Annotated in this window: 31 protein-coding genes; 22 read left to right on the top strand and 9 right to left on the bottom strand. The window is 45.2% G+C overall.

The genetic code is table 11. The annotated features are described in order from the left end of the window. The first annotated feature begins 266 nt into the window (after window positions 1-266). The 6 genes from HP567_RS26505 (at window position 267) to HP567_RS26480 (ending at window position 5,574) form a co-directional block, all read left to right on the top strand. Entirely contained in the window at window positions 267-488 is a 222-nt protein-coding gene (locus tag HP567_RS26505) for an aspartyl-phosphate phosphatase Spo0E family protein (RefSeq protein ID WP_017251347.1), read from the top strand. Window positions 489-638: 150 nt separating this feature from the next. Next, window positions 639-998, top strand: a complete 360-nt coding sequence (gene erpA / locus HP567_RS26500) for an iron-sulfur cluster insertion protein ErpA (RefSeq protein ID WP_007716763.1) — start codon at window positions 639-641, stop codon at window positions 996-998. 160 nt (window positions 999-1,158) lie between these two features. Further along, the gene (locus tag HP567_RS26495) at window positions 1,159-2,400 is read left to right on the top strand and encodes a DUF5050 domain-containing protein (RefSeq protein WP_173610066.1); all 1,242 of its coding nucleotides are present in this window, start codon (window positions 1,159-1,161) and stop codon (window positions 2,398-2,400) included. A gap of 99 nt (window positions 2,401-2,499) precedes the next feature. After that, window positions 2,500-3,084, top strand: a complete 585-nt coding sequence (locus HP567_RS26490) for an RNA polymerase sigma factor (RefSeq protein ID WP_173610067.1) — start codon at window positions 2,500-2,502, stop codon at window positions 3,082-3,084. Further along, window positions 3,059-3,976 (top strand): hypothetical protein, encoded by a 918-nt coding sequence (locus HP567_RS26485; RefSeq protein WP_173610068.1) that lies wholly within the window; start codon window positions 3,059-3,061, stop codon window positions 3,974-3,976. The genes HP567_RS26490 and HP567_RS26485 overlap by 26 nt, the downstream gene beginning before the upstream one ends. Before the next feature lie 122 nt (window positions 3,977-4,098). Then, window positions 4,099-5,574 carry a DUF4153 domain-containing protein gene (locus tag HP567_RS26480; RefSeq protein WP_173610069.1) on the top strand — a complete coding sequence of 492 codons (1,476 nt, stop codon included), beginning with the start codon at window positions 4,099-4,101 and terminating at the stop codon, window positions 5,572-5,574. Between the two features lie 24 nt (window positions 5,575-5,598). Here the strand turns inward: HP567_RS26480 and HP567_RS26475 are convergent, their stop codons facing one another. Continuing rightward, the gene (locus tag HP567_RS26475; protein ID WP_217367104.1) at window positions 5,599-6,180 is read right to left on the bottom strand and encodes a hypothetical protein; all 582 of its coding nucleotides are present in this window, start codon (window positions 6,178-6,180) and stop codon (window positions 5,599-5,601) included. A 55-nt stretch (window positions 6,181-6,235) separates the two neighbouring features. On the opposite strand from HP567_RS26475, the gene HP567_RS26470 reads away from it, so the two are divergent. The 4 genes from HP567_RS26470 to HP567_RS26455 all read left to right on the top strand — a co-directional run bounded on the left by HP567_RS26470 (window position 6,236) and on the right by HP567_RS26455 (window position 8,947). Then, window positions 6,236-7,030, top strand: a complete 795-nt coding sequence (locus HP567_RS26470) for a metallophosphoesterase (RefSeq protein WP_173610071.1) — start codon at window positions 6,236-6,238, stop codon at window positions 7,028-7,030. 120 nt (window positions 7,031-7,150) lie between these two features. Further along, window positions 7,151-7,531 (top strand): cupredoxin domain-containing protein, encoded by a 381-nt coding sequence (locus tag HP567_RS26465; protein ID WP_173610072.1) that lies wholly within the window; start codon window positions 7,151-7,153, stop codon window positions 7,529-7,531. A gap of 393 nt (window positions 7,532-7,924) precedes the next feature. Next, complete coding sequence (locus HP567_RS26460; protein ID WP_007716752.1) at window positions 7,925-8,284, top strand: hypothetical protein; 360 nt, start codon at window positions 7,925-7,927, stop codon at window positions 8,282-8,284. Between the two features lie 42 nt (window positions 8,285-8,326). Beyond that, on the top strand, window positions 8,327-8,947 hold the full coding sequence (locus HP567_RS26455; RefSeq protein WP_173610073.1) for a hypothetical protein: 621 nt from the start codon (window positions 8,327-8,329) through the stop codon (window positions 8,945-8,947). Window positions 8,948-8,976: 29 nt separating this feature from the next. Here the strand turns inward: HP567_RS26455 and HP567_RS26450 are convergent, their stop codons facing one another. After that, window positions 8,977-9,267, bottom strand: a complete 291-nt coding sequence (locus HP567_RS26450; RefSeq protein WP_173610074.1) for a hypothetical protein — start codon at window positions 9,265-9,267, stop codon at window positions 8,977-8,979. A 111-nt stretch (window positions 9,268-9,378) separates the two neighbouring features. Further along, window positions 9,379-10,389, bottom strand: a complete 1,011-nt coding sequence (locus HP567_RS26445) for an NAD(P)/FAD-dependent oxidoreductase (RefSeq protein ID WP_173610075.1) — start codon at window positions 10,387-10,389, stop codon at window positions 9,379-9,381. 348 nt (window positions 10,390-10,737) lie between these two features. On the opposite strand from HP567_RS26445, the gene HP567_RS26440 reads away from it, so the two are divergent. The 6 genes from HP567_RS26440 (at window position 10,738) to HP567_RS26415 (ending at window position 14,310) form a co-directional block, all read left to right on the top strand. After that, window positions 10,738-11,928, top strand: coding sequence for an NAD(P)/FAD-dependent oxidoreductase (locus HP567_RS26440; RefSeq protein ID WP_173610076.1), 1,191 nt, complete (start codon window positions 10,738-10,740; stop codon window positions 11,926-11,928). A 4-nt stretch (window positions 11,929-11,932) separates the two neighbouring features. Beyond that, entirely contained in the window at window positions 11,933-12,184 is a 252-nt protein-coding gene (locus tag HP567_RS26435; RefSeq protein WP_173610077.1) for a hypothetical protein, read from the top strand. 64 nt (window positions 12,185-12,248) lie between these two features. Continuing rightward, window positions 12,249-12,725 carry an NUDIX domain-containing protein gene (locus HP567_RS26430; RefSeq protein WP_173610078.1) on the top strand — a complete coding sequence of 159 codons (477 nt, stop codon included), beginning with the start codon at window positions 12,249-12,251 and terminating at the stop codon, window positions 12,723-12,725. 159 nt (window positions 12,726-12,884) lie between these two features. Next, window positions 12,885-13,055: a YuiA family protein gene (locus tag HP567_RS26425; protein WP_173610079.1), complete on the top strand. Its 171-nt coding sequence runs from the start codon at window positions 12,885-12,887 to the stop codon at window positions 13,053-13,055. A gap of 199 nt (window positions 13,056-13,254) precedes the next feature. Continuing rightward, complete coding sequence (locus tag HP567_RS26420; protein ID WP_017251331.1) at window positions 13,255-13,515, top strand: YuiB family protein; 261 nt, start codon at window positions 13,255-13,257, stop codon at window positions 13,513-13,515. Between the two features lie 159 nt (window positions 13,516-13,674). Beyond that, window positions 13,675-14,310 carry a 3D domain-containing protein gene (locus HP567_RS26415; RefSeq protein WP_173610080.1) on the top strand — a complete coding sequence of 212 codons (636 nt, stop codon included), beginning with the start codon at window positions 13,675-13,677 and terminating at the stop codon, window positions 14,308-14,310. 90 nt (window positions 14,311-14,400) lie between these two features. On the opposite strand, the gene HP567_RS26410 is transcribed toward HP567_RS26415, so the two are convergent. Next, on the bottom strand, window positions 14,401-15,171 hold the full coding sequence (locus tag HP567_RS26410; protein ID WP_173610081.1) for a cobalamin-binding protein: 771 nt from the start codon (window positions 15,169-15,171) through the stop codon (window positions 14,401-14,403). A gap of 12 nt (window positions 15,172-15,183) precedes the next feature. After that, window positions 15,184-15,660, bottom strand: a complete 477-nt coding sequence (locus tag HP567_RS26405) for a divergent PAP2 family protein (protein ID WP_015892987.1) — start codon at window positions 15,658-15,660, stop codon at window positions 15,184-15,186. A gap of 153 nt (window positions 15,661-15,813) precedes the next feature. Between HP567_RS26405 and HP567_RS26400 the strand changes: the two genes are divergently transcribed. From HP567_RS26400 to HP567_RS26380, 5 genes are all read left to right on the top strand, one after another. Continuing rightward, complete coding sequence (locus tag HP567_RS26400) at window positions 15,814-16,188, top strand: DUF309 domain-containing protein (RefSeq protein ID WP_017251328.1); 375 nt, start codon at window positions 15,814-15,816, stop codon at window positions 16,186-16,188. A 49-nt stretch (window positions 16,189-16,237) separates the two neighbouring features. Continuing rightward, complete coding sequence (locus tag HP567_RS26395; RefSeq protein ID WP_173610082.1) at window positions 16,238-17,734, top strand: leucyl aminopeptidase; 1,497 nt, start codon at window positions 16,238-16,240, stop codon at window positions 17,732-17,734. A gap of 47 nt (window positions 17,735-17,781) precedes the next feature. Then, entirely contained in the window at window positions 17,782-18,213 is a 432-nt protein-coding gene (locus HP567_RS26390) for a CoA-binding protein (RefSeq protein ID WP_173610083.1), read from the top strand. Between the two features lie 36 nt (window positions 18,214-18,249). Further along, window positions 18,250-18,846 carry a sulfite oxidase-like oxidoreductase gene (locus HP567_RS26385; protein ID WP_047074928.1) on the top strand — a complete coding sequence of 199 codons (597 nt, stop codon included), beginning with the start codon at window positions 18,250-18,252 and terminating at the stop codon, window positions 18,844-18,846. A 375-nt stretch (window positions 18,847-19,221) separates the two neighbouring features. Then, window positions 19,222-19,515, top strand: a complete 294-nt coding sequence (locus HP567_RS26380; RefSeq protein WP_173610084.1) for a WGxxGxxG family protein — start codon at window positions 19,222-19,224, stop codon at window positions 19,513-19,515. A gap of 203 nt (window positions 19,516-19,718) precedes the next feature. Here HP567_RS26380 and HP567_RS26375 read toward each other — a convergent pair whose 3' ends face one another. The 4 genes from HP567_RS26375 to HP567_RS26360 all read right to left on the bottom strand — a co-directional run bounded on the left by HP567_RS26375 (window position 19,719) and on the right by HP567_RS26360 (window position 23,547). Then, entirely contained in the window at window positions 19,719-20,075 is a 357-nt protein-coding gene (locus HP567_RS26375; RefSeq protein ID WP_229088247.1) for a DUF4183 domain-containing protein, read from the bottom strand. A gap of 208 nt (window positions 20,076-20,283) precedes the next feature. Then, window positions 20,284-20,568, bottom strand: a complete 285-nt coding sequence (locus tag HP567_RS26370; RefSeq protein ID WP_173610086.1) for a DUF4183 domain-containing protein — start codon at window positions 20,566-20,568, stop codon at window positions 20,284-20,286. Window positions 20,569-21,531: 963 nt separating this feature from the next. After that, on the bottom strand, window positions 21,532-22,383 hold the full coding sequence (locus HP567_RS26365) for a discoidin domain-containing protein (RefSeq protein ID WP_229088154.1): 852 nt from the start codon (window positions 22,381-22,383) through the stop codon (window positions 21,532-21,534). A 294-nt stretch (window positions 22,384-22,677) separates the two neighbouring features. Then, a complete protein-coding gene (locus tag HP567_RS26360) occupies window positions 22,678-23,547 on the bottom strand; it encodes a discoidin domain-containing protein (RefSeq protein ID WP_229088152.1) in 870 nt (289 codons plus the stop codon). Between the two features lie 265 nt (window positions 23,548-23,812). On the opposite strand from HP567_RS26360, the gene HP567_RS26355 reads away from it, so the two are divergent. After that, window positions 23,813-25,636: an FG-GAP-like repeat-containing protein gene (locus HP567_RS26355; protein WP_229088151.1), complete on the top strand. Its 1,824-nt coding sequence runs from the start codon at window positions 23,813-23,815 to the stop codon at window positions 25,634-25,636. The last annotated feature ends 61 nt before the right edge of the window (window positions 25,637-25,697 follow it).

Below are 25,697 nucleotides of genomic sequence, written 5' to 3'. Positions count from 1 at the left end.
TCGGGCAACAAGAGCACCTATATTATAAACCTCTTGGTAAGTACGAACAATATCATAAGTTCTCCAACTCTACACTCGGCTCCTCTTCGCCCGATTTTCCACTCCATTGTTCATGAAAAGTCGTTATTTCTATGTACGGAATATTGTAAAAAACTAACAAATATCGGCATTAATTGGGGAAAGTAGGAATTTTCCGTTTGCGAAATTCTAGCTGTTCTTGTAAAATATAGTAAGAAAGCCTGATCTATTATTAGGAGGAGCTTCAAATGCGGGACGTTTTGCTCGAGAAAATCGAACTCCTTCGACAGCGTATGGTATATATGGGGTTAGAGTTTGGGTTAGATCATCCAGATGTCCTAGAATACAGTATACAAATTGATCAACTACACAACGAACTGAACCAGATCGATCATAGTCTGTCTAAGGCAGGGAACCGGAAGAAAGCGTATAGATTTTATTTAATGGAAAACAATGCACATTTTGCATAGGAAGGGGAAACCCTTCTTTTTTATTTGGAAAGAGAGAATGAACGCGTAAAGTGCAGGGGAACCTTGTGGGAAGAAGCGTTTCTTAGTAAACTGAATATACTGGTTGTAACAAGTGCAGGAATGATGAGCCTGTGAAGGAGGGAAAGAAGCATGATTACATTGACAGAGCGCGCCAGTCTGAAAGTAAAAGAAATGCTGGCAGCAGAAGGCAAGCCCGATGTGTTTTTGCGGGTAGGTGTCAGAACTGGTGGTTGCAGCGGCTTTACCTACGGGATGGGCTGGGACGAAGAGATGAAAGAAGGCGACGAGACCTTCGAGCAAAACGGTGTGAAAATTGTTGTCGATAAGGACAGCTACCCATACATTAAAGGTACAGAGATCGATTTCAAGGAATCGATGATGGGTGGAGGCTTCTCCATCGAGAATCCGAATGCAGTCGCTTCTTGTGGCTGTGGATCTTCGTTCAAAACAGCGTTGGCTGAAGGAAAAGCGGAGAAATGTGACGACTAAGAAGGATAAGGACAGAACCCCTTCGACTTGTGTGAATGATTGCGCACGAGTTGAAGGGGTATTTTTTTGTACGAAATAAAAGAAATTTACAAAATATGAACTGACATTTATAGTTGGTAATAATCGGAAGTGAAATGAAAGGATGAGGGGCAGGATTGTTATGGTGAAGAAATTCAAATGGCTTACTGCTTGCGTATTTTCGACTATCCTTTTGTGTACGGCTATTCCAGCTACCATTGACGCGGCACCACAGATGAAGTCAAAAGGATATGTGGCAGGCAATCTGACGTTATTTCCACAACTCGATGTAAATGTGGGTGAGAAAGTCACGGTAACAGCAACGATTGCAAAACACGGGAAGATAAAAGGGGATGCGGAGTTTCACTTCACTGGTCCTGATGAGGATCTCGTGATGGAAGACGTGAAGGTCACGGAAGGAAAAGAGAAGTATGAGATAACAGGAACCTTTACTCCCTCGGAAAAAGGAAAATATGAGATTAAACTCACACTAACCATGAAGGGCGAGGACAAGCAGGAGATACAGGGTGCGGCGTCTGGCATCATTCGGGTAGGAGACGAGTGGAAATTCTTCTTTGTCGCAGATGCTGACAGCAAGCTGAAGGGTACGATCTACAAGGATAAATTGGTCAATGAGAGTCCGATGAAAGTGACTCCAGCCAATCAGGTGACCGGTAAAATCTATCGAGGAAATCAAGAGATTTATTACTTGCAGGTCAACGATCCAGCAGCGGAAAAAGGGCTGCAGCAAAGCTCTCTTTACAAAGTAAAGCAAGGTAGCAGCACGCCGGAAGCTGTGAAATTTGTGGGAGACAAGATTACGTCCTTTGTCTTGGATGAAAGCGATATGTACTTTACGGCTTATACGGACGACAACCGCGCGATGCTGTATAAAGCGAAAACCAATTCGGACAAAATAGAGGAAGTGCTTGAAAATGTAGACTTAGCAACGGTTTCGAATGGCTGGTATTACTTCCATGACAGCCTTGATCACGGACTTTATAAAATGAAGCTGAATGGGTCAGAAAAAACGAAGCTTACAAAAGATGACACGAAAATAGATGTAAGTAAAGGCGGCAGCTTTGAGGTTTATACCGACGCGATTTCCTACGTAGATAGCAACTTTCGGCATGTACTGATTTCAAAAGAGGGTAAACACTTGCAAGATGGCAAGCAGATCAAGGGAAAAATCGTCGATGTCGTAGGTGGAAACATTTTCTATCTGGACAGCGACAAAGCTTTATACCGGACACAGCTCGCTTCAGATCAAACAGAGAAAATCATGGACTTGAAGAGCGATGCGATTGTAGAGATAAACGTACCCGCACAATACATTCTTTATGCCAAAACGAACAATGAGCTTTACAAGGTTCAGTGGAAATAACACAAGGAATCCATACTTCGGTATGGATTTTTTTTTGCGGCAATCTGTCACAAAATGACGCCTTTGTTTGTTATACGTGCGAATCGGAGGTGAGAGGGCTTGGATCATAGGGAAATGGAGCAAGTGCTAAAGGAGGTCAGATCCGGGGATATCGACCAATTTGGTTTGATCATCGATGCGATGCAAAAGCCGTTGTTCGTGTATTGCTATCACATGCTGGGACACCGACAGGAAGCGGAGGATGCTGTCCAGGAGGTTTTCTTGAAGGCATTCGAGCAGTTGGACAGCTATCGACACAACGTTTCTTTCTCAGCATGGATGTATAAGATCGCGTATCATCATTGCTTGAACTTGTTAAACAGGGCGAAGCTCAATCGCGTGGTCACTTTTTTGCGAGCGGGAATTCAGACGGTTAGTCGCCATGAGGGTGAAAAGAAGATAGAAGATACCGAGTACTTGAACAACCCTCTTCATGTAGCGATATCAAAGCTATCCGTAAAGGAGCGGAATCTCCTGATCTTGCGGGTGGTGGAAGAACGCAGCTACGACGAGCTGGCCTTGTTGTTCGATACAAAGCCAGCTACGCTGCGAAAACAGTATGAGCGTGCATTGAAAAAATGTAAATCTTACATGCTCGTGAGTGAAGGCGGTGATAGACATGACTCGATCTCAGCAACCCGATGAATGGAAACAGCAGTTACTTGCAGCCGCCGATGATTTCGATGTCAAGGATCAAGTCCTTCAAAAAATCAAGGAACGAAAAAATATATCGGAGGGAAAACAGATGAAAAAAAGATTGGGATTACTGGTCGCTGCTATTCTTGTATTTGGAGGAACATCTGCATATGCAGCCATGAAGGTATACGAATTGAAGAATGAAAAAGGGGAAGCAGTAGTGAAAGTGGAGCAGACTACGACTCCACAGGAAAAAAGCAGCGCTGAAACAATGAAAACTTTTGAAGACGCACGAAACTCGCTTAAGCAAGGAGAAGGGGCAGCTATTTATATACCTGGACCGGACAATCCGAAAAAACGTGTTTCCTTCACATATATTCCTGTTGAACATTTGGCCACACCACCGTTGCAGAAAGAAGTGGGCAGCTTTTATGAGGTACCAGCAGAGATAGCGGGTGGCTACAAATTCTTAAAAGGACATGTCGAGTATCCATTTGATTATAGCCAACCAGAATTATTCGCAGAAATGCACAAGGAGGCGGAGAAGGACAAGAAACAAATCGTCATGCGAAAAGTATCTCCTAAGCCGACAATAAATAGAGTCTTTACGTTGTACAAAGGGAGTGAAGGAGCAGGGACGGACGGGGACGTGTACATTGCCATCACGAACTTTGAAGGTGTGAAATGGATCGAAGAAGCAGCAGGAGAGGATGCAATTGTAGAAAAAGTGAAAGTCCAGAAATATGAGGGAATGTATGTAGCTCAGAAGCTATTGGATGGAACCGAACAAAAACTTGTAAAGGTTTATCAAGAGGACAAAAACAGGCTCATTGAAGTGGGTGCCATGAATCCAGCGTTGACGAAAAAAGAATTGCTGTTGATTGCCGAGAATTTAAAGTAAAAACAGTTTGGGTAAAAATTGTAACATTTAACCAATTACGCACGTACTTACAAGAGCAGCTCTTTTATGGAGTCTGCTCTTACGTTATTTTTGGGGGCAAAAAGTCGTAAGGAGTGAAGAGCTTGGCTGATGTTACGCAAGAACAAAAAGGCTTGCAGTGGCTTTTGCTAGGGGCATTTGGGATCGGCATACTGTTTGACTGGATGTTTTACGGGAAAGGCTTTGGCATCTCTTATCTGTTGTTCGTAATGGGCCTGTACGGTCTTTTTATTTGGCAGGCTAGGCAACGCATTCATTTACGCTTTTCTCGAAAGCAAGTATTCGACTGGATATGGACGCTTCCGATTTTTCTACTGGCGCTAACCTTTTTTCTATTTTCCAATCCTCATTTTCATCTGTTCAACCTGGTACTGATTCCGTTTTTATTTGTGATCCAAACGATTCTAATCACCAAGCGTCATCAAGCGAAATGGTACGAAGCAGGCTTTTTCATGGAGATGGTGGAGACATTGCTCCTTTACACCCCGAAGTATACGCGCCTGCCATTTAGGCTGACAAAGGAACGGATCAAGGACAGGGTGGACCAGGAGAAGTATGGCGTAATGAAGAAGGTTTTCATCGGAATCGCCATTTCGGTGCCTCTTCTGGTGATTGTACTCTCCTTGCTTTCGAATGCGGATAGTGTGTTTGGACATTTTCTGGGGCAAATCCCGCGAAGAGTGATTGATGTCGATTCACTTGAAGCAATCTTTCGAATGATGCTAATCGGGCTCATTACGATCCTTGTGTTTGCTTACATGTATTCTCTTTTCGGGAAACGAGAAGAAGTAGTGGAACTGCCGGTACATGACAAAAAGATTGTCTGGGATGGAGTTATCCTTGTAACGATTCTGGCGATCATCAATATTGTGTATACAGCGTTTACATACATTCAGATATCGTATTTGTTCATCGGGGCGAAGCGAGTTTTACCAGATGAATTGACGTACGCCGAGTATGCTAGAAATGGATTCAATGAGCTGGTGACCGTCACTGTCATTAATTTCTTGATTCTCCTATGTACGATGCACTTTGCATCACGGGCAAAGCCAATGCTCTACCAGATCATTCAAATTCTGCTGAGTATGCTGACGATTTGTACGGGCTTCATGCTTGTGTCCGCCTATTTTCGCCTCTCGCTGTATGAGGATGCTTACGGGTATACGCATACGCGGCTGTTAGCTCACGTTTTCATGATCTTTCTGTTTGTGTTGTTTATCATTGCTCTTTTGAAAATTTGGAGAGACGGTTTCTCCTTGATCAAGTATTACGCGATTGTGACACTCGTGAGTTACGTTATTCTGAATTACATGAATATGGACGTCATTATCGCCAAAAACAATGTACAGCGCTATCATGCTACTGGACATATCGACATCGAGTATTTGAGCGAGCTGTCTTATGATGCCATACCAGTAGTTATGGAGCTTGTTCGGGATAGAAAGGTAGAAGAAAGGTTTATAGAGATGCTGCAAGAGCGGAAAGAGATTTTGTATGAGGACAATACCTGGCAATCCTTTAATCTCTCGGAGTACCGGGCAAAAGCTTATCTGAAATGAATTTAGAGGACGGAGACGATGGAGTTATCGTCTCCGTTTTGTTTGAAACAAAAAGAGATAGAACAAGATTCCTCCTGCGATGATGATGACAATTCCAGTGGATAAATAATTATTCCAATCGAGATTTGCTGAACGGACAGGCACTGTACCAGACCCCAATGCTTGCAAGTCTTCTCCTGCATCCGCTTTGAGGGCTGTTCGTGTACAGATATTGGTTTCTAGCTCATTTAGCTCCCAATAAGAGGCATAGACAAGATATTCTTGACCCGGTTGAAAAGGAATGCCGCATGCACCTCCAAGGCCGCTGGTGACGATCTGAACTTGTGTCTGATCTACTCCTTTCCACGTGGACTGCACCTCGAAAATAACATCAAAGCCTCCCCGCTCTGGTTTATCCCAAAAGGGGAGCCAACGAAGCCAGTCTGTTCGCTCATTTACCTGGAGCACCTTGCCTGTAAATACAGCAGCAGACTGATCTTTTGCTGTTAAAGGGTCAGGAGGTCTGGCACAACTACAGGCAGACGCAGGAAAAGGTTGGACGAAAAAGGTGAAAAGAAGCATGAACGAGAAAACGGTAAGAATACCTTGAGTGTTCCTCAAAATCATCACTGATCCACTCCTCTAAACCATAAGACGGAAGAAAGCGAGGATTGTTCCGAAAATGATGACAACGACAATTATGTGTATCCTGGTGGGAATAATCTTTCTCGCCTACCATACGACTTACGTCAAAACATCGACAGTGAAGCTGACAATTCCTTCTGTCCCTCCACTTACATTGGTCCATCTTTCCGATCCTCATGGACGAATACGATTTTGGAATGGAGAGCTGCACAAGCTGGTGAATGTCCACGATCCCGATTTGGTGATGGTCACGGGAGATTTGACACAGCACAGCGGGCAGTTGACGCGTGTGTTGAGCGAGCTAGCGAAAGTAAAGAGCAGGGATGGAATATTCTTCGTTCCTGGCAATTACGAGAGAGAAGCGGGGAGACTTCACAAAAAGGTCTATTCCGATGCTGCCTACCATTCGCAAAAAGAGGCCTGGGAGCAGGTAATGAAGGTGTTGGAAAACGAGAGTACCGTGATAGAAAAGGGCGGCCGTCGCATTTGGATATATGGCTTCGATAATTCGATTTACGGCAATGAACAGCGTCCGGAACAAGAGATCCAGCAGGCGAACATGACGATATTTTTGGCCCATTCCCCCAATATAATCTCATTGATTCACAACGAGGATTTGAAGGCTGATCTTCTCTTGAGCGGACATACCCATGGTGGACAAATTCGCTTGTTCAATCGGACTGTTGGCGCCTACAAGCATTTTCATGTCGGGCAAAAAGAGGATCAATCCGTTGGTGTATTTGGTATCAGTCGCGGACTAGGTACTTCCAGGCTGCCAATCCGGCTGAATTGCTTTCCAGAGATCACGGTATACATGATCAATCCAACATGAACGCTCATGTTCAACAATCGTTCCCCAATTCGTCACTGTTCGTTCACAAGATGTCAGATTTTGGATTGATCTCATCGAGTAAGATGGAAGTGTAGAAAAAGAAGAAAGAAGGGGTCAAAAGTGAACAAGAAGTGGGGTCTATTGATTTCTTCAGTTGCATTGTCTGCAATGTTGATGACAGCATGCGGTGGAGACAAGGAAGCTGCTAGCACGGGTGCAGCGACTACTGCAGCGACTACAGGCACACAAGTGAATATCGAAGCTAGTAACTGGAAATTCAATCAAGAAACCTATGAAGTAAAAGCAGGCGAAGAGTTCACGATCAACTTCAAGTCGACAGAAGGCTTTCACGGTATTGGTATCCAAGGGCTGGATGTAGACCTCCAGAAAGATGGCAGCAAAACGATGAAAATCGATACAGCTGGCGAGTACACCATCTTTTGCAACGTGATCTGTGGACCAGATCATGCCAAGATGGTAGCAAAATTAGTCGTGAAATAATTCGATTTTCTTATTGGCATAGATCAACAAACAAGCACTTTGGCCTGCTTAGCGGGTCAAGGTGTTTTTTCATTTCACGGGTGGGGACATACTACATGGGCAGCTACTCATCGAGTAAGGGAGGGAACTACATGTCCAAGCACAACAACAAAGACAAGCGCCCAACGGAAGCATCCGCCGGCTCACGCAGCACTCCTCCGAAAACAGGAGAGAACACCGGGCATAATTTGCGGAAAGAAGATCGATCATAACGTACAGGCGAAATTGAAAGCAGGAAAGAGTCCTCCCCTGATGGAGGGCTTTTTTGCTTGTTAAATACATGTTTTTGCGATTTTTGCACATGGTAAGGAGGAAAAGTTTTCAAGTCGGTGATACGATCCAAAAAGGAGATGAGTGACACTGGATAAGAAACACTACTACGTGACCTTGCAAGCGGGAACGACCGTGGCAGAAATCCGCGATGAAAAAGGCTCCGCCACATACGATTTTGAGATCGAAGCGACCGACGTACAAGTGGGCATGATGCGCGATCTGTTCAATAACTGTGTTCACGGCGATTTCATGATGTGGATGCATGGGCATACGCTATGGTCTGACATGCCGGATCGGGACAACGACGAATACGATGACAACCTGCGGGCCATCTACCAGCTTATTTATCAGTATGGCACCGAAAAAACGAAAAGCGATCTGGAGCAAATGGGCCTCGTAAAGCTATTGGGGCTGGATAGAGAAGAGTTGCGTCCTTTTTAACGGATCAATCATAGACGTTATCTACTAGAAGGAGTGAATAGGATGAAGATGTGGAAGCAAGGAATGATGACAACAGCGTTGCTAATGGGTCTCACCATGCCAGGTGTCGCGTTGGCCCAAGATGTGACTGCAACAGTTGCCCAGGTGATCAAGCCGACTCACAGCCATGATGAGCATGGGGAGAAGCACATGAAGGTGCGACACAGCTCAAACAGAGGCGTTCATCAAAAAATGTACATGCTCTTGCTAGCGGAAAAATATGCACCGGATAGCGTGGGGAAATGGCAGGCAGCGTTTAAAGAACGAGATCGTTTAATGAGCGAGTTCGAGACGTTGAGTGATGACCCGAAGTGGCAGGCGAAGCGTGAAGAACGGAAGCAACTGATCAATAAGCTGAATGAAAAAGTCAAAAAGGGCGAAATCACCAACGAACAGATGGAAAAGCAGTTCAAGGAATGGAAAGACAAAAACATGGGGCCAAAAGAAGAGCGTGACGCCCGAAAAGCTCGGATCGAGCAAATGAAAAAAACACACGAAGCTTTTGACTCTGCGATTGAATCTGGTGATACAGCCAAGATTAAGGAGTCACTTCAACAAATGCTGGAGCAAATGCAAGCAAACAATTCTCGCATGGCGGAAAAGCTGGCCATGAAGAAAAAATAACGTTTCGAACAAAAAAGGACGTGACCAACTTACTGGTACGCGTCCTTTTCCATATCGGTTACAAGCATAACGGGGGTCCATTCATCCAGAAAGACCATCTCTTCGGATTGGCAGGAGGGACACCAGCCTGTATGAATGCATTGGTGGCGCTTCCGATCTAGGTAACCGTTGTCCATCTTGGCATCGTCTATCTCCCGGTACGGGCTGTAGCTCCCATAAAAGTCATAAAGTCGGCCTGCATCTTGCATAGCTTGACCGCACGTTGAACACGCTTGTTGGAGCGGCGTAAAGCCATTGCAGACTGGACAGAGATGATTCAAAGCGTATCGCCTCCTCGTTGCTTCTACTGTGCGCGCCAACAAAAGCCGTTATGCAAGGAATTAAAAATCCCTGTCGCAGCCATCGGAGGCAACAACAGGGACGAAACATTTTTACGATTTGAAGTTGTCCATGCTTGAAGAATGACCAGGCTGCAGTTTTGCATCCGGATTAAAGTAGGAAACTGCGTTGTTTACAGCGGTAGGGGCCTCACCAAATCCGACAGCGATCAGCTTGACCTTACCGGGGTAGGTTGCGATATCGCCTGCTGCAAAAATACCCGGGATGTTTGATTCCATGCGTGTATCTACTACGATAGAGCCTTTTTCGAGTTCCAGCCCCCAGTTCTTGATCGGACCGAGAGAGGAGATGAAGCCGAAGTTGACAATGACTGCATCGACTTCCAGATCGATTTCTTCTTTTGTCGTGCAATTGGCCAGTGTGAGTTTTTCGATGCGCTCCTCGCCGTGCAAAGCTGAAATTTCGTAAGGTGTCGTGACGTTTACTTTGGAGGACATAAGCATTTCTACGCTGTGTTCATGTGCGCGGAACTTGTCTCTGCGGTGGATGAGGTGTACTTCTTTTGCGATAGGTTCTAGCATGAGGGACCAGTCCAGAGCGGAATCACCGCCGCCAATAACAGCTACACGCTGTCCCTTGAAGGAGTTCAGATCGGTAACAAAATAGTGCAGATTGGATTTTTCATATTTGACGGCATCTGGGTGTTCCAGTCTGCGAGGTTCGAACGCTCCTACCCCAGCAGTGATGATAACGGATTTGGAGTAGTGAGTGCCTTTGTCCGTTGTAATTTCAAACACATCGTCTACTTTTTTTACGACATTTTCCACTTTTTCTTCCAGGCAAATGGTCTGCTGAAAGCGGGAAATCTGATCTTTCAGATTATTGATCAAATCTTGTGCTAAAACCTTTGGAAATCCGGCTACATCATATATGTACTTCTCCGGATAAAGAGCAGATAATTGCCCGCCTAACTGGGGCATGCTCTCAATGATTTTTACACTGGCCTGCCTCATCCCGCCGTAAAAAGCGGTAAATAACCCGGCAGGGCCTCCACCAATGATTGTAATGTCGTAGATTTGCTCGTCCTTTTGCAGAAAATTCAATCCAAAGCACCTCCGAATTAATCGTAAGCGAACTCCTCAACCATTATAACCCATACAAGTGGAAAAACAGGAGAAAAATTCGAAAGATGATAGGCAAAAAAACCTTGCAAATCCAATCGGTTGTCGATAAGATGAGGATGACTGTAAAGAAATTGTCACATTTTTCTATGGCTGACTTTGTGCATTTTTTCACAGAGTGGTTCGGATGGCATCACAGGGCAATAATTCCGATACTACCCGGATCATGAATTGGGGCATCTTAATTTGTACCAGACCACGTGAAAAATCGCACAATCTTCCTTAAGTTACCATGAACAATGAAATCATACATGATTGGAAGGGATACTGATGGGTACACCCAAAATCCTGATTCTTGGCGCTGGATACGGTGGTTTGCTCACAACGTTGCAGCTTCAGAAAAAGCTCAACTACAATGAGGCAGAAATCACCTTGGTCAACAAGCACAACTATCATTACATCACGACTTGGCTGCATGAGCCGGCTGCAGGCACCGCACCAGCGGATCACGCCCGCGTCAGTTTGGATAGCATTTTGAACAAGGACAAAGTCAACTTTGTCAAAGGAACGGTGCAAGCCATTCAGCCAGAGGAGCAGACCGTCACGCTCGAAAACGGCGAGGTGCTGTCGTACGACTATCTCGTCATCGGATTGGGCAGCGAGCCGGAAACGTTCGGAATTGAGGGACTCAAGGAGCATGCGTTTAGCATTCGCAGCATCAATGCGGTCCGCAATATTCGCGAGCATATTGAATACATGTTCTCCAAATTTAAAAATGAGCCGGATCGTACGGACTACCTCACATTTGTTGTGGGTGGAGCTGGCTTTACAGGCATTGAGTTTTGCGGAGAGCTTGGCGACCGTCTGCCAGAGCTGTGCCGGGAATTTGATGTCGATCCAGAACTGGTGAAAGTCTACTGCATTGAAGCAGCACCCACTGCATTGCCTGGCTTTGACCCAGAGCTGATCCAATACGCAATAGATGTATTGGAGAGAAAAGGCATCGAGTTCAAAATTGGAACACCCATCAAGCAGTGCACCCCGGATGGCGTACTGTTGAACACTGGAGAAGAAATCAAATCAAAGACCGTTATCTGGGCAGCAGGTGTCCGCGGCAACAGCATCGTGGAAAAAGCAGGCTTCGAAGTCATGCGCGGTCGCGTCAAGGTAGACGAATACCTGCGTGCGCCTGGTCACGAGAATGTTTTTGTCGTAGGAGATTGTGCCTTGATTTTCAACGAAGAAGGACGTCCGTACCCGCCAACTGCGCAAATCGCGGTCCAGGAAGGCGAGACGCTGGGTGAGAATCTCGCTGCCTTGGTCCGTGGCGATCTTCCACAAAAATTCATTCCGCATCTGCAAGGGACATTGGCCTCTCTTGGAAAAGGCGAGGGTATCGGGCAAGTTGGTTCGAAAAAGCTGTTCGGCAGCACAGCAGCCATGATGAAAAAAGCGAGCGACCTGCGCTACTTGTACAAAATTGGCGGCGTCGGTCTCGCACTGAAGAAAGTAAAGCTGTAAAACGATGCGACACGCGAGCATTCAAGTCCGGGGGCTCATGGTCCGCGAAGAGATGGATCGGTACAATGCCTTGATGGAAGTGGGCCTTTATCTGGAGGAGCAGGGGCGACACGATTTGGCATGGCATGTACAGCGTGAAGTAGATATTCTCATCCTGCCTGCCATCGAACGGCTCAAGGAAAAGGGCCGCGAGAGGGATCGGGAAAATCTGCGATACATGATCGATAATGGGCTCCTAGATGACGAGGATGATTGATAGGTACCCCCGGCGAAGTAGAGCCGGGGGTTTCGTTTAGCTAGATGTGGAAGGAGAGAGTTGGATGCGCGAAGGAAAGGTTTGGCTAGGCGCTTGCGGGATTGTTATTCGCGGGCAAGAAGCATTGGTTGTCAAAAAAACGTACAGCGGACTAAAAGGACAATGGTCGTTTCCAGCAGGATTCGTGCAGGAGGGCGAGACTGTAGATGAAGCAGCAGTGCGTGAGGTGATGGAAGAAACGGGTATCGAGGCGGTCGTGCGACAAGTAGCGGGAATTCGTTCGGGCGTCATTCGTGAGTCCATTAGCGACAACATGGTCGTTTTTTGGATGGATTACATAGGGGGAGAACCACGTCCGCAGGAAGGTGAGATTGCGGAGGCGAAATTTATGCCGATACAAGAACTGCTTCGTGATCCGCTGTCTTCGACTTATTTGAAAATCATATTGCCGGACTATATCAAACGGGAGCAGGGAATGACAGGTCAATCATTTGCTATCGATCCCGTTTTTCAATACACTTCCTATAAAATCTTTAAGTAATCCTGCGAATAAGCTAGATAAACCACAATGTTTCCGCTTACATTGCGGTTTTTTTATGTTTTTTCGCAATGAACTGCATTGTGAACCAAGGGGAGATTCTGATATAGTTAGATACATCTAAATAATCTGAATATACATGCAATTAATTTTCACGCATGTATGCCGAAAGGGGAGCTCAACATGAGACAAAAACAAGAACAGTGCCCGTACTGCCATGGCCAAGGGTATTTCCAACTGCTCCTGGGGGGCTCGGAGAATTGCCCTAACTGTGACGGAGCTGGTATACAGGACGCTCAGAAGGAAGCTGTTTCTTCTCATCCATATGAGTAACTAACCTCGCATAGAAAACCGTCGAAGCAAATGCATCGGCGGTTTTTTCTGTCAGGCATGCAACACATAGGCTAGGCTTCTCGTATTGACCGATCCCTCGCCTTTTTGCTACACTTAATACCGAAAATAGCCCGTCTTTCCTGTATTTGCTGAAAAGGTGGCAAAAGGTGGAGAAGGTGGCAGGAGGTCTTTTTCGTCGATGAACTTGATGCAATTTATGGTATCCATTGTTCTGTTCTCCGTGCTAGGGTTTGGCATTGGGTTTATTTTAAACATGATTTTGAAAACAACATGGTTTCCAGTTGTGATCGGGGTTGGTGTAGTCGTAGGTGCACTTGTCTATCAACAAATCGTTCCGGGAATTTGGGATTCACTCATTCTCGGCTGCGGCATGGCAGGTACAGTGGCGAGTGGCTGGACCATTCAAACGCTTCGCAAAAAAGGATATCGGATGTTTTAAAACAAGTACAAGCAGGCCTTTGTTTCGGGCCTGTTTTTCTTTTGGCATTTGATTGGAAAAATGGGCAACTAACTGAATATTTCTGTAATCAACCAAAATTTGTGTATACTTTCCTCCTCGTCGGGACATGACTAGAAACGAGAGGAGGTTTACCAAGAAATGAATGGAAAGCAGTTCGTAAGTATCATCGCGCTGTTCATCCTGGTCTTGACGGCCTTCGCAAGCGATGGATACAGCTATAATGTTGTGGGAGACTACGGTGTCTCATCCACTTTTGGAATCAAGGAAACGAAAGAGGGGCAACGTGTCGTCAAAAAACGGACGGTATCTGCCAGTTCTCTTACTCAAGTGATTGATAAAGCGGATGTATTTCACGAACAATATCCAAAAGTACGTGTAGTAGCGACAGGCTACTATGCAGGATACGAGTCGACGGGCAAAAATCCATCTCACCCGTCCTATGGCATTACCTATTCAGGTGTGAAAGTACGGAGAGACGACTATTCCACGATTGCAGCTGATTTGCGCGTTTTCCCGCTGGGGACCATTTTGTACATCCCAGGTTACGGATATGGCGTCGTAGCTGACAAGGGTGGAGCGATTCGCGGCCACAAGATTGACCTGTATTTCGAGACCAAGCAGGACGTATTCTCGCAATGGGGGAAAAAATCGGTGGATGTGTATATCGTAAAAAAAGGTGAAGGCAAAGTAACGGAAGCTTTTCTGAATAGCTTGAATGAAAAAGGAATCGCAGCCATGGCGGAACCCGTCAGCGGTCAACAACAAATTGAATAGCAAGTAACGAAAACGAATGGATGCCGCATAGGTGGCATGGAAGAAAAAAAGAAAAAACGTTCAAGGCACAGGCTTTGAACGTTTTTTGTGTCATTTTGTATGAATCAAATCAACCAGCTTCTCCAGTCCTTCCAAAATGCGAGGAGAAGGGCGGCAATAGAGGCCTTCTTCCAACAAGTGGACCTGATTGTTTCGAATCGCGGTCATGTTGATCCACTCTGGGCGGTTTGTGATCATGTCAGGCTTGATTCGCTTCAATTCAATTCCGCACCAGACGACGCAAATATGATCCGGATTACGTTCCATGACCATTTCCCGCGTAGCCTTGACGTTTGCGACAGGATAGTCTGCAAAAATATTGACGGCACCCGCAATTTCACTGACATCCGTCAACCAGTTTTCCTGACCGGGTGTGTAAATGGGATTCGGCCACCATTCCCAGTACAGTTTGGGGCGTTGAGCGTATGTCGCTGCCTTTTGTCGGATGCTTTCAATGGTTTCGTCAAATTGGATCGCAAGCTGCTCGGCTTGCCTCTGTGTTCCTGTCGCCTCACCGACGAGTCGGATATCATGAGCGATTTCCCCGATCCGAGAAGGATTCAGGATGATATGAGGAATGTCTCTGTTGCGCAGAGCTTCTATATTATTCTCCATGCCAGGAACAGAGAGCGACGCTACGACCAGATCCGGCTGGAGGGCAGCGACCCGGTCCATATCGATTGTCAAATCGGGTCCAACCCGGGGGAGGTGCTGCCACTCCTGCGGCCAGTCAGAGTGATCATCCAATCCGACGACATGCTCATGCAGGCCTAAATAATACAGGATTTCGGTATTGCTGGGACAGATGGAAACAATGCGCATGGGAGCCCTCCTTTAAAAAAACGGATGGAGCAATAACGCAATCATGACGCCTAACCAACCGCCGATTAATACCTCGATTGGTTGATGACCGAGCAGTTCTTTCAATTTTTTCGCTTTTTCCTGGCTAGGACGTACTTTTAATGATTTCATTCCTTCTAACAGATGGTTGAATTCATCGACCAGCTTATTTAAGACAACGGCTTGCATACCGGCATGGCGGCGGACACCTGCGGCATCAAACATCACAATCACACCGAGAATGGCGGAAATAGCGAACATGTTGCTGCCAAAGCCCTCACGCAGTCCCACGGCTGTCGATAATGCTGTCACGGCAGAAGAGTGAGAGCTGGGCATACCGCCTGTACTCATGAGCAGTGACCATTGCCACGTTTTCGTTGCGAAAAAATGGAGGGGAATTTTAATAAATTGGGCGATCCCTATGGCAAGCAGTGCTGCCCATAAGGGGAAGTTTTCAAAAAAATCCGCCACGGAAAATCCATTCCTTTCTACTGTGCGCTTATCTCTAGGATTATTGTAACAGAAGGGCGTTGTCTTAATCCGTGAAGTTTTTGTTTGGATGTAAAGTCACTGCCAATCTGTGTTACCATGAAGACGGAAGGTTCGAAACGGAGGCATGCATCCATGGGGTATCCCGAGCAGTATTTACAGTTCATTGAAAAATTCAATGATGGAGAATACTACGAATGCCACGATCTGTTGGAAGACATCTGGATGGAAGACAAGTCAGACAAGTTTTTGCAAGGATTGCTGCAATTGTCAGTCGGACTGTATCACCAAGAGTACGGCAATATAAAAGGTGCTCGCTGGATGTTAGGCAATGCACGAAAGTATTTGACTCGTTACCAGCCAGTTCATTGGGGACTAGACGTAACAAGAGTTCTTCGCTACATAGATGAATGCGAGAAATTGTTGCCGGAAAAGGATGTCATTTCTTACACAGAGGCAAAAGCCATGACGTTTCCACCCTTGCGCTTATATGTCGACACATCGTGTTAAACAAATGTGCCCATATTGTATCCTACCACACAGAAAGAGGGAAGAGTATATGAAAGTAGCAGTAGAAAAACGCATACAGCTTGTGAATATCTCATGTGATGAGCTGATTGTCCCGCTATGGAAGGGCGAGGAAATTTCGCAAGTATACCCGGAATTGGACGAAGCTTTTGGTGGCAGTCTGAGTGGCTTGCAGCAGGACAAAGAAGTAACAGGTGAGGCGAAGGAAATTACGGTTGTCCACGGAATGAACAGCGTAGCTGCAAAAAAACTGGTGATCGTCGGGATGGGTGAACCAGGAAAATTTGATTTCGTCGCAGCCCGAAATGCATGGGGACGTGCAGCCAAAACGGTTGTGGGAAAAGGCAACGGCAAAACAGTGGTGATTGATTTGCCTACAACAGAGCATCTGAGTGCTGATCGTTTGGCACAGGCAGTGACAGAAGCCTTTGGCCTTGCCGAATACAACTACGAGGGCTACCGTCAAAAGGCAAAGCGTGAGTTTGACCCAATTGCGACGGTGCAAATTTTGGCAGCAGATGCCGATGCTTCATTGGTACAGGCAGGTGTTGCACGTGGTTCAGCGCTCGTATCCGGGACGAATCTGGCTCGTACACTCGTCAATGAACCAGCCAACTACTTGACTCCACGCGCTTTGAAGGATGCGATGGTCGAGGTAGCAGAGCGACATGGCATGACTGTGGAAGTAATGGAGAAAGCGAAGCTGGAAGAGCTGGGGATGGGCGGAGTGCTCTCTGTAGCAAAAGGCAGCGAGCTTGAGCCTTATGTAGTCGCAGTCAAATATCAAGGAAGAGACACGTGGGACGATGTCATTGGCTTGGTCGGTAAAGGCGTGACATTTGATACAGGTGGGATCTCCATCAAACCAGTAGCAGGCATGGAAGACATGAAGTCGGACATGGGTGGAGCGGCAACGATGATCGGCGCATTGGAGGCACTGGGACAGATTAAACCAAAAGTAAACGTACTGGCTGTCGTCGGTACCGTGGAAAACATGCCATCCGGAACGGCATTCCGTCCGGGCGATGTCATCACAACCATGAGCGGCAAAACGGTAGAGATCATTACGACAGATGCAGAAGGTCGTCTCGTACTGGCTGATTGCATCACCTATGCAAAAGAGCAAGGAGTGTCTTGCCTGGTGGATGCTGCTACCTTGACAGGTGGTATCGTGGTCGCACTCGGTCATTTCTGCTCTGGCGCCATGACCAACGACAAAGCACTGTTGGATGAGCTGATGAACGCAGCAGACGTGGCGGGTGAGCGTTTGTGGCAACTCCCGACCTTCGATGAGTACCGCAGCCTGAACAAGAGCCGTTTTGCCGATTTGAAAAACTCTGGTGGACGTTATGGCCACGGCATCATCGGCGGTGTTTTCCTGCAAGAATTCGTTGGCGACACACCATGGGTACATCTGGACATCGCGGGTACGGCGTACACAGCAAGTGCTGGCGACATGCAACCAGCTGGCGGTACCGGAGCGATGACCCGCACCGTTGTTGAGTTTGTTTCCAGCCGTAGTGAATAAAAGGTAGTTCAATATTTCATTTCAATATAAAAGAGGAGTGTTTTCACATGGCACAAAATCCAAGCAATGAAGTACGCCGTCAACTGCTGGAGGATGCAAAAACGATCGCAGTAGTAGGTCTGTCCAACAAGCCGGACCGCACCAGCTATATGGTATCGCAAGCCATGCAGAACGCGGGCTACAAGATCATTCCGGTCAATCCTGTCATCGCGGGTGAAACGGTTTTGGGTGAAAAAGTGGTTGCCAGCCTGTCTGAAATCGATCAGCCAGTCGACATCGTCGATGTGTTCCGTCGCAGCGAAGACATGATGCCTGTTGCCGAGGATGCATTGAAAATGCAGAACAAGCCAAAAGTGTTCTGGATGCAACAAGGCATTGCCAACGAAGAAGCGGCTAAATTGGTTGCCGATCAAGGCATTGAGGTTGTGCAGGACATGTGCATCAAGGTAGATCACGCCTTGCTGCGGGTTGGGAAATAATCGAGAACACTGATCAGCGAGGGGAGTGGAAACAACATGTTTATTAATCCATCATCAGACACCAAACGCGACCGTATTCCCCCTAATCAGAAGCAGACGACAGGTTTTCCTGTCCTGCACTACGGGGAGGTTCCTGAATATACAGACCTGTCCACCGAGTGGAGCTTTCGTCTTTTCGGTCTCGTCGAAGAAGAAGTAACACTGACCTACGAACAAATGATGGCTTTGCCAAAAGGCGGCACGACCAACGATATTCATTGCGTTACAGGCTGGAGCAAGCTGGATAATGAATGGGAAGGTATTCCGGTCGAGGAAGTTCTGAAGCTGGTTAAGGTGAAGCCGGAAGCGAAGTACGTCATGCTGCACGCCGAGCACGGATGGACGGTGAACATTCCGCTTGTTGACTTCATGAAAAGCGGCAACCTGTTCGCTACGAAACATAACGGCGAGGATTTGACCCCAGAGCACGGCTGGCCGCTGCGTTTTGTTATCCCGCATCTCTACTTCTGGAAAAGCGCCAAGTGGGTGCGTGGGATTGAGTTTATGGAGAAAGACAAGCAAGGGTTTTGGGAGAAGAATGGGTATAATATGTATGGAGATCCTTGGAAAGAGCAGAGGTTTGCTTGGGATTGATTGGGGAAAAGAGGCGGTGATTATCCGCCTCTTTTTTGTTTTCATGGGCTTAGTCTTAGCGACACAAGTTTACACTTCGGCAAAAGCGCAAAATCATACCCATTCAAGTTTTAGGACAATAAATCAATTTCAAGATTACAAAATTAACATAGCCTTCCCCCGTGGAGAAATCCATGGTAACAAGCGATTTTACTACTTCCGATTATCTTCAGGAAGTAGCTGTAGATTTCATTCCGTCTGCATAGTGTTGCCTTGGATAAGATTATCGTATTAAGAGCAAAGTAACATCATGGTTCCACTTCAGGCCTGCAAACAAAAATGCGACGGTCTGAAAAATTATTCTCAGATTGACAATACAGCAAGGGGGTTCTTCAAGTGAAAAAGTTGAGGGTAATTATGTTAGCTTTAATGTTAACTGTAACAATGAGTTTAACTGCATTTGCTGAGACTGGTGGTACAGGTGCAGGGAACACAGGAGGAACAAACACCCCAAATACAGGTGTAGGCGTTACAGGAAATGGGGCACCCGCTAACACGGGTATTAATAACAACACGTACAGAACGACAGCAGTAGACACTGATTCAGACTGGGAATGGATAGGGTTGCTTGGATTAGCTGGTCTTTTTGGTTTGAGGGGAAGAAATAGAGAACGAAATCCACAGAAGTAACCAAAATCAACAACCCGTCCCTATTTTGAGGAGACGGGTTTGTTTAATTAATAATCTATAAATAGTTACATAAGTGATTCTTGTAACTACTCGGAATATTTTGTTTCGTCCCAATTAAAAGGAAAAATGATACCGTCCATCCCCTCAGATGAAAGGCTTCCAAGCGTACTCGTAGTCCCTTACCCGTATGTAAGACACGTTTATTAGGAATTGGAGATTTGAATAAATTGAAGGATTATAGGTACACCTTGGAACGGGATATCACTAAGCATCAAGACGCCCGGCTGGACTACATACGTATTTGAAGGCTGGAGTATGCCGTTGATAAAAAGATTGATAATCGATACGGTGCTGGGGTCGAGAATTCCGGAAGTACTAAATTGTAGGGAGGCGTCGGCATTTGTATATACATTTTTTTGACCATCTGAAAAAGTTGTGTATTGAGAAATTACTGTCGTTAGCAGTCCAGGCGTACAGGGGCACGGCGGGCAGGGAAGACAGGGTGGACAGGTCGGGCAAGGTTGCCCGGGAAAAATATCAGGGCACCCGAGTGGCGGCATTATTGGGTAACAGGTGCTCAGATTATTAGATCGAGTCACTACTATTCTTTTACTGGTTTTTTGCTGCATGGTTTCCAGCCCTTTCTCATAGTAATGAAGATGTACAAGAATCTGAGGCTACAACATGTTCTTGACATGTTACTCTTTTATGGAATATTCCCCAGGCGTGTATCCTCTCCTGGGGAAATTCTTATTTACTTTCTGGTTGTCAGTTGATGACGAATTCTACGATCAATGGTGTTCCGCCATTTTCGGCATCACCATTAGGAATCGTGATCGCTGTCGTTGTAATTGTGGAAGTATTTCCTGACTGAAGCACCCCATTAATGTAGAGGTTGTAAAAAGCAAACGTACTAGGGAATGCTGTAGCAGCAGCACCTGCATCATTCGTAAATGATGTTGCGGCAATGGCAAATGTTGCTCCAGTCCCTGTTCCAGCCCCCATCGTTGAAGTGAACCTGAGCGACGTCATAAATGGTTTGGTAATCGGCATTCAACCAACTCCTATAAATGGTAATGTAAGGAAAAACCTTACACTTTTTATTTAATGCGTAATGTTTTCTTCCCGAAACGTACAAACACCCTTCTAGGAAACCTTTTTTAAGGAGACGGGTTTTCTTGGTTACTAACCTCTTAATCGTTACACAAAGATATGTACGGTGATTCATGGAAAGAGCAGAGGTTGCATTGAGCTTACACTTCGTGACACAAGTTTACACTTTCGGTGTTTTCAGTGAGTAAAAAATAATCGGTAAATGGAAGTGTAGGATTTGGTAATGGGGAGGAAAATATTTACTCCTTACGGGTTGAAATCACTAATTAATTCAAAGTTAAACGATCCGCAGTTAAGTAGTTTTTCTGCGTCACGTTCTTAGATTATAATTATTTTAGGAAGGATAAAGGCTAATACTTAAAAAAGGATGGTGAGTCAATATGGTAGCCATCATATTTGTTCTATGCACCTTGGTGTTTTTATTGCTTGTATCATTATTAATTTTTAAAAAATATAAGAATCAAAAGGAAGTATTTTCCTATATTGTATTGGCTCTAATAATGTTACATCAAGCCATCGATTCGCTTAGGAAAATGCACCAATGATATCATTGAAACGAAACCATAAAGTGTGAAGTGTATAATCCTTCGTGAAACAAGGGGTTATTTTAGCTGGCTACAAAATAACCCATCCTTTTTTTGGATAAGACCCCAATTAGGTAGACATTGGCCTTTAGGCAGATAGCGGACGTCTGAATTCTACGGGCGTCCGCTTTTTTAATTTTCTTCGCGGCCGAAGGGAGACCCGTGAACGTCCCCCTATTCACTCAGGGCACCCCCGGCTGAGATAGTGGAAACCCGTTGCCACGGAGGATTCAAGCCACTATCTCGTTTTCCATCAGCATCAACAAGCGTCATAAAATTGCGAGGCACCTTCCTGTTTTACAGGAGGTGCCTCGGCGTATTATTTGATATATTCCATAACTTCAAAGGATTGAATCTTGCTGAAAGCGACATAATCTTTTCTAGAAGTAAATGGCCCCTTGTTAAAGTCCTTATCGAACATATATGTTTCTTTGCCACGTCCGTCTGCACGGCCATTGTACCAGTCGATGAAGTCCTGTACTTCGGGTGCAGTTAGCTCAAATTCTTTCTCGAGACCACTGATCATTTTAATAACTAGTAGAGCTTTGTCGCCGGTTGGATTAGGTTCAGGGTTAGGCTCAGGATTGGGCTCTGGTTCTGGTGATTCACTAATTTTTGCCATCATTTCCATTTCTCCAATTGTGACAAATTTGGAGGAACCGTTGTTCTTTGTTACGTTTATGCGATATTCGAGATACTCAGTGTCGTTATCAAAAGTGAATTCCTTTTTTTGACCCATTACCCAATCTTTAATGTTAGAACGTGTATCTAAAATTATCCAATCTGTGCCATTCCTACCCTCGAAAGTCCAATCTGTAGGGAGTTCCAATAGGTTATCAGTATTATTAACCCGAGGCTTTATCGTATACTTTTGAATCTTAGTTGGAGCAGAGAACTCATATGAAACCCATCCATAAAGCGTACTTTGAGCACTAGACCAACCATAGTCTGCATCTGAATCATTAAAAACATTAAAAGGTTGGTGGTTGTTCACGCTCCATATACTACTTGAACGTACTACACCGCTTGGTGAATTATTACTCGTCATCTTAGGAACTAAATCATTGGTATAATGATCTTCCGCATGACCAATGCTTTGACCAGCAAATAAAATGGCAGTGATTAGACCCATACATACAATAAGCTTACTGCACGTCTTTACAAAAATCATAAGATCCTCCTTGAACTGTTAAAAATGGATAATTCAACTTGGTGATATATATACAATTAGATGATTTGGGCAAAATAGTAAAAGGAATAAAGGAACAGTAAGCTAAGATGTTCTTATAGAGTTCAAAAGTAAAAACCAGTCCCTGTTTTAAGGAGACGGGTTTGATTGTTTAATAATCACTTAATGGTTACACAAGTATATGCACGGTGCCCCGTAGAAAGAGCAGAGGTTTGCTTGGGATTGATTGGGTAAAAAGTGGAGAGGCCTCCTTATTTTTAGGGGGGCCTCATCGCGTTATTTAGTATATTCCATCACTTCAAAGGATTGAATCTTGCTAAATGCTACATAATCTTTTCTAGAAGTAAATGGCCCCTTGTTAAAATCCTTATCGAACATATATGTTTCTTTGCCACGTCCGTCTGCACGGCCATTATACCAGTCGATGAAGTCCTTTACTTCGGATGCAGTTAAATCAAATTCTTTCTCAAGTCCACTGATCATTTTAATAACAAGAAGTGCATTGTCCCCAGTTGGTTCTGGATCTGGATCAGTACCTGGATCAGTACCTGGATCAGTACCCGGATCGGTGCCTGGATCAGTGCCAGAATTGTTCTTCTCAAACATCTCCAGTTCAGCAATAATGCTAGCGTTACCTTGGGCAAATACAGATGCTGTAATGTTGAGGCGGTACTTAATATAGGAGTTATCGTTACTAAATGAGAATTCTTGCTTTTTGGATGGGATAGTATACCAATTTTTGATGTTTACTTGCTTATCGAGTTGAACCCAATCTGTACCATCCCAGCCCTCAAAAGTCCAATTTGCTGGCGCAGTATTCTCATTCCAATAAGTAATGGAGTACTTTTCGATTTTTTGGGGAGTTGGAAACTCATATTCTAGTGCTCCAGGAAGTACAGTAGCATACCAAGCTGTATTAGGATTACCGTCAAAGGCTTTCCATGGATAAAAAGCATCCCAAAGTTTGGAGGTAGAAGAAGCATGACCAGAAGGTGTAGTTTCCCCAGTCATAACGGGAATTACGTTATCTGTATACTCATCATCTGCCGCTTGTACGAAACTATGACCAGAAAAAATAATGCCTAACATTAAAACCAGTGCTAAAACATTTCGAGTACCTTTCCATCTTCTTTTTACAAAATTCATAAAAACCTCCTTGAACTGTTAAATATGGATAATTCCACATAGAAATATATTACAGTTCGTTAAATTGAGCAAAACAGTAAAAGGAATAAATTCAAATCAAAGGAATAATCGGTTAAAAAATTCATTACATGTTCAAAAAATAGCAAACCCGTCCCTGTTTTAAGGGAACGGGTTTGCTTGGGATTGACCATACAAGAAGAGCAGATTCACATTCACACCTAAGCAGCCATATCATGATCAAAGACATTTGCAATGTATACATCACATGCATTTTTTAACCTGTATTTATGTTTTGAGTGAAGCATTTCGATCAGGAATGACTGCCTGTATTCCTGTAAGAAAGGGTGAATCCAATTTGGCCTGCCCGTTTTTTCAGCCCGCAGTCGAATATAATACGGGAGGAACATCTCCTTCCAGCATTACTTCTGCCGATTTTAACAAAGACGGTCGCATCGATTTGGCCGTAGTGGACAGTGGGTCCAATGATGTTTCTATTCTTCTGAACAATGGGTCCGGCGTATTTTCCGTGTCACAAACGATCCCCTTCAGTACTTTGTTTCCCGGGTCTTTACTAGGTCAAATTGTAGCAGCTGATTTAAATGGAGATGGTTCTATCGATTTGGCTGTTACAGATCAATCCTCCAATAACCGGGTTTTTATCCTTTTAAATATGGGGGACGGCACTTTTGCTGCACCTGTAGCCTATAGTACCGGTGTATTTCCTGCTGTTTCCGAATCTTTTGCGATTGCTGTAGGTGACTTTGATGGTGTGAACGGTTTGGACTTGGCTATAGCAAATAGGGGCCAACTTGCAGGAACTAGTTTTATTACTGTCTTGTTGAATGATGGATCAGGTGTATTTAGTATGGCTCCAGGGAGTCCTTTTGACACAAACCCAGGATTGGCCCCAACTGATATTGTAGCGGCTGACTTTAATGGAGATGGCAACCTTGATCTGGCCACTGCCAATCGAGACACCAATGATGTAACAGTTTTTAGAGGGAATGGAAACGGTACGTTTCAAACTCCTGGAGTGAGTTTCTCTGTACTTCCCGGCGGCTCATCCCCCAGTAGCCTTGTATCTGCTGACTTAAATGGTGATGGGTTTATTGATATTGCTGTCGCAAATAACGCAACGAGTAATGTAACCGTTTTTCTAAACAATGGATTAGGTTCTTTTACAGAAGCAGCAGGAAGTCCCTTTTCCTTGGGTACTGATGCGTTTCCTTTTGATATAACAGCAGCTGACTTTAATTGTGATGGAGTCATTGATTTGGCTACCCCAAATGCAGGTTCTGATAACGTTTCTATTCTCATAAACAACGGGTCAGGAGGGTTCTCGACTCCCTTTCAGTTCCCTACAGGAGCAGGTCCGCTCAGCATTACAGTAGCTGATTTTAACGGAGACGGAAGAATTGACATCGCTACTGCAAACGAGGATTCGAGCAATGTTTCTGTTTTGCTCAATGGCTGCGTGCAGCCACCAACCTGCCCACCTGACATGGTAGTACCTTGCCCTATTGTAAACTATCCAACACCTGTTGCGACCTGCCCCGGAGTCACTGTTACCTGTTCTCCGCCTTCTGGCTCGCTTTTTCCAGTGGGAGATACTGTTGTCACCTGTACGGCACAAGATATATTTGGGAATACGGAAGCATGTTCCTTTACCATCACGGTGATTGACGAACCTCCAACCATCACTTGCCCTGAGGATATCACAGTCCCTGTTTTACCTGGGCAAACCTCCGCTACTGTTACCTATGAAGTCACTGCCACTGATACTTGTGGGGTAACCTCAATTACTTGCCATGGGATGACACGGCCTTTTTCCCCTCCTGCCCCAATTGCAGTTGCCACTTTTACCATGGACTTTCCTGTAGGGATGACGATGCTCACCTGTACAGCAAGGGATCAGTCAGGAAATACGGCCTCTTGCAGCTTTGTGGTTACCGTCACTTCTGGAGTCTCGAATAGTATTCAGCCAGAAATCATTCGCGTAAAAAAAGTGTATGATTGGGTAGTCATTCAATCTAATTTTAGGCTCATACTGGATCTAAATAACAGTCGTGATGATCAAGGTAAAAAATGATGGAACCCGTCTCCTTACAAAGGGACGGGTTTTCTTCGTTGTTTATGGCTTACTGGATCCT

It is taken from the genome of Brevibacillus sp. M2.1A (genome assembly GCF_013284355.2).
Classification (GTDB): domain Bacteria; phylum Bacillota; class Bacilli; order Brevibacillales; family Brevibacillaceae; genus Brevibacillus.
Note: the sequence above shows the minus strand (reverse complement) of the source record. Positions and strands in the feature narration are given on the sequence as shown.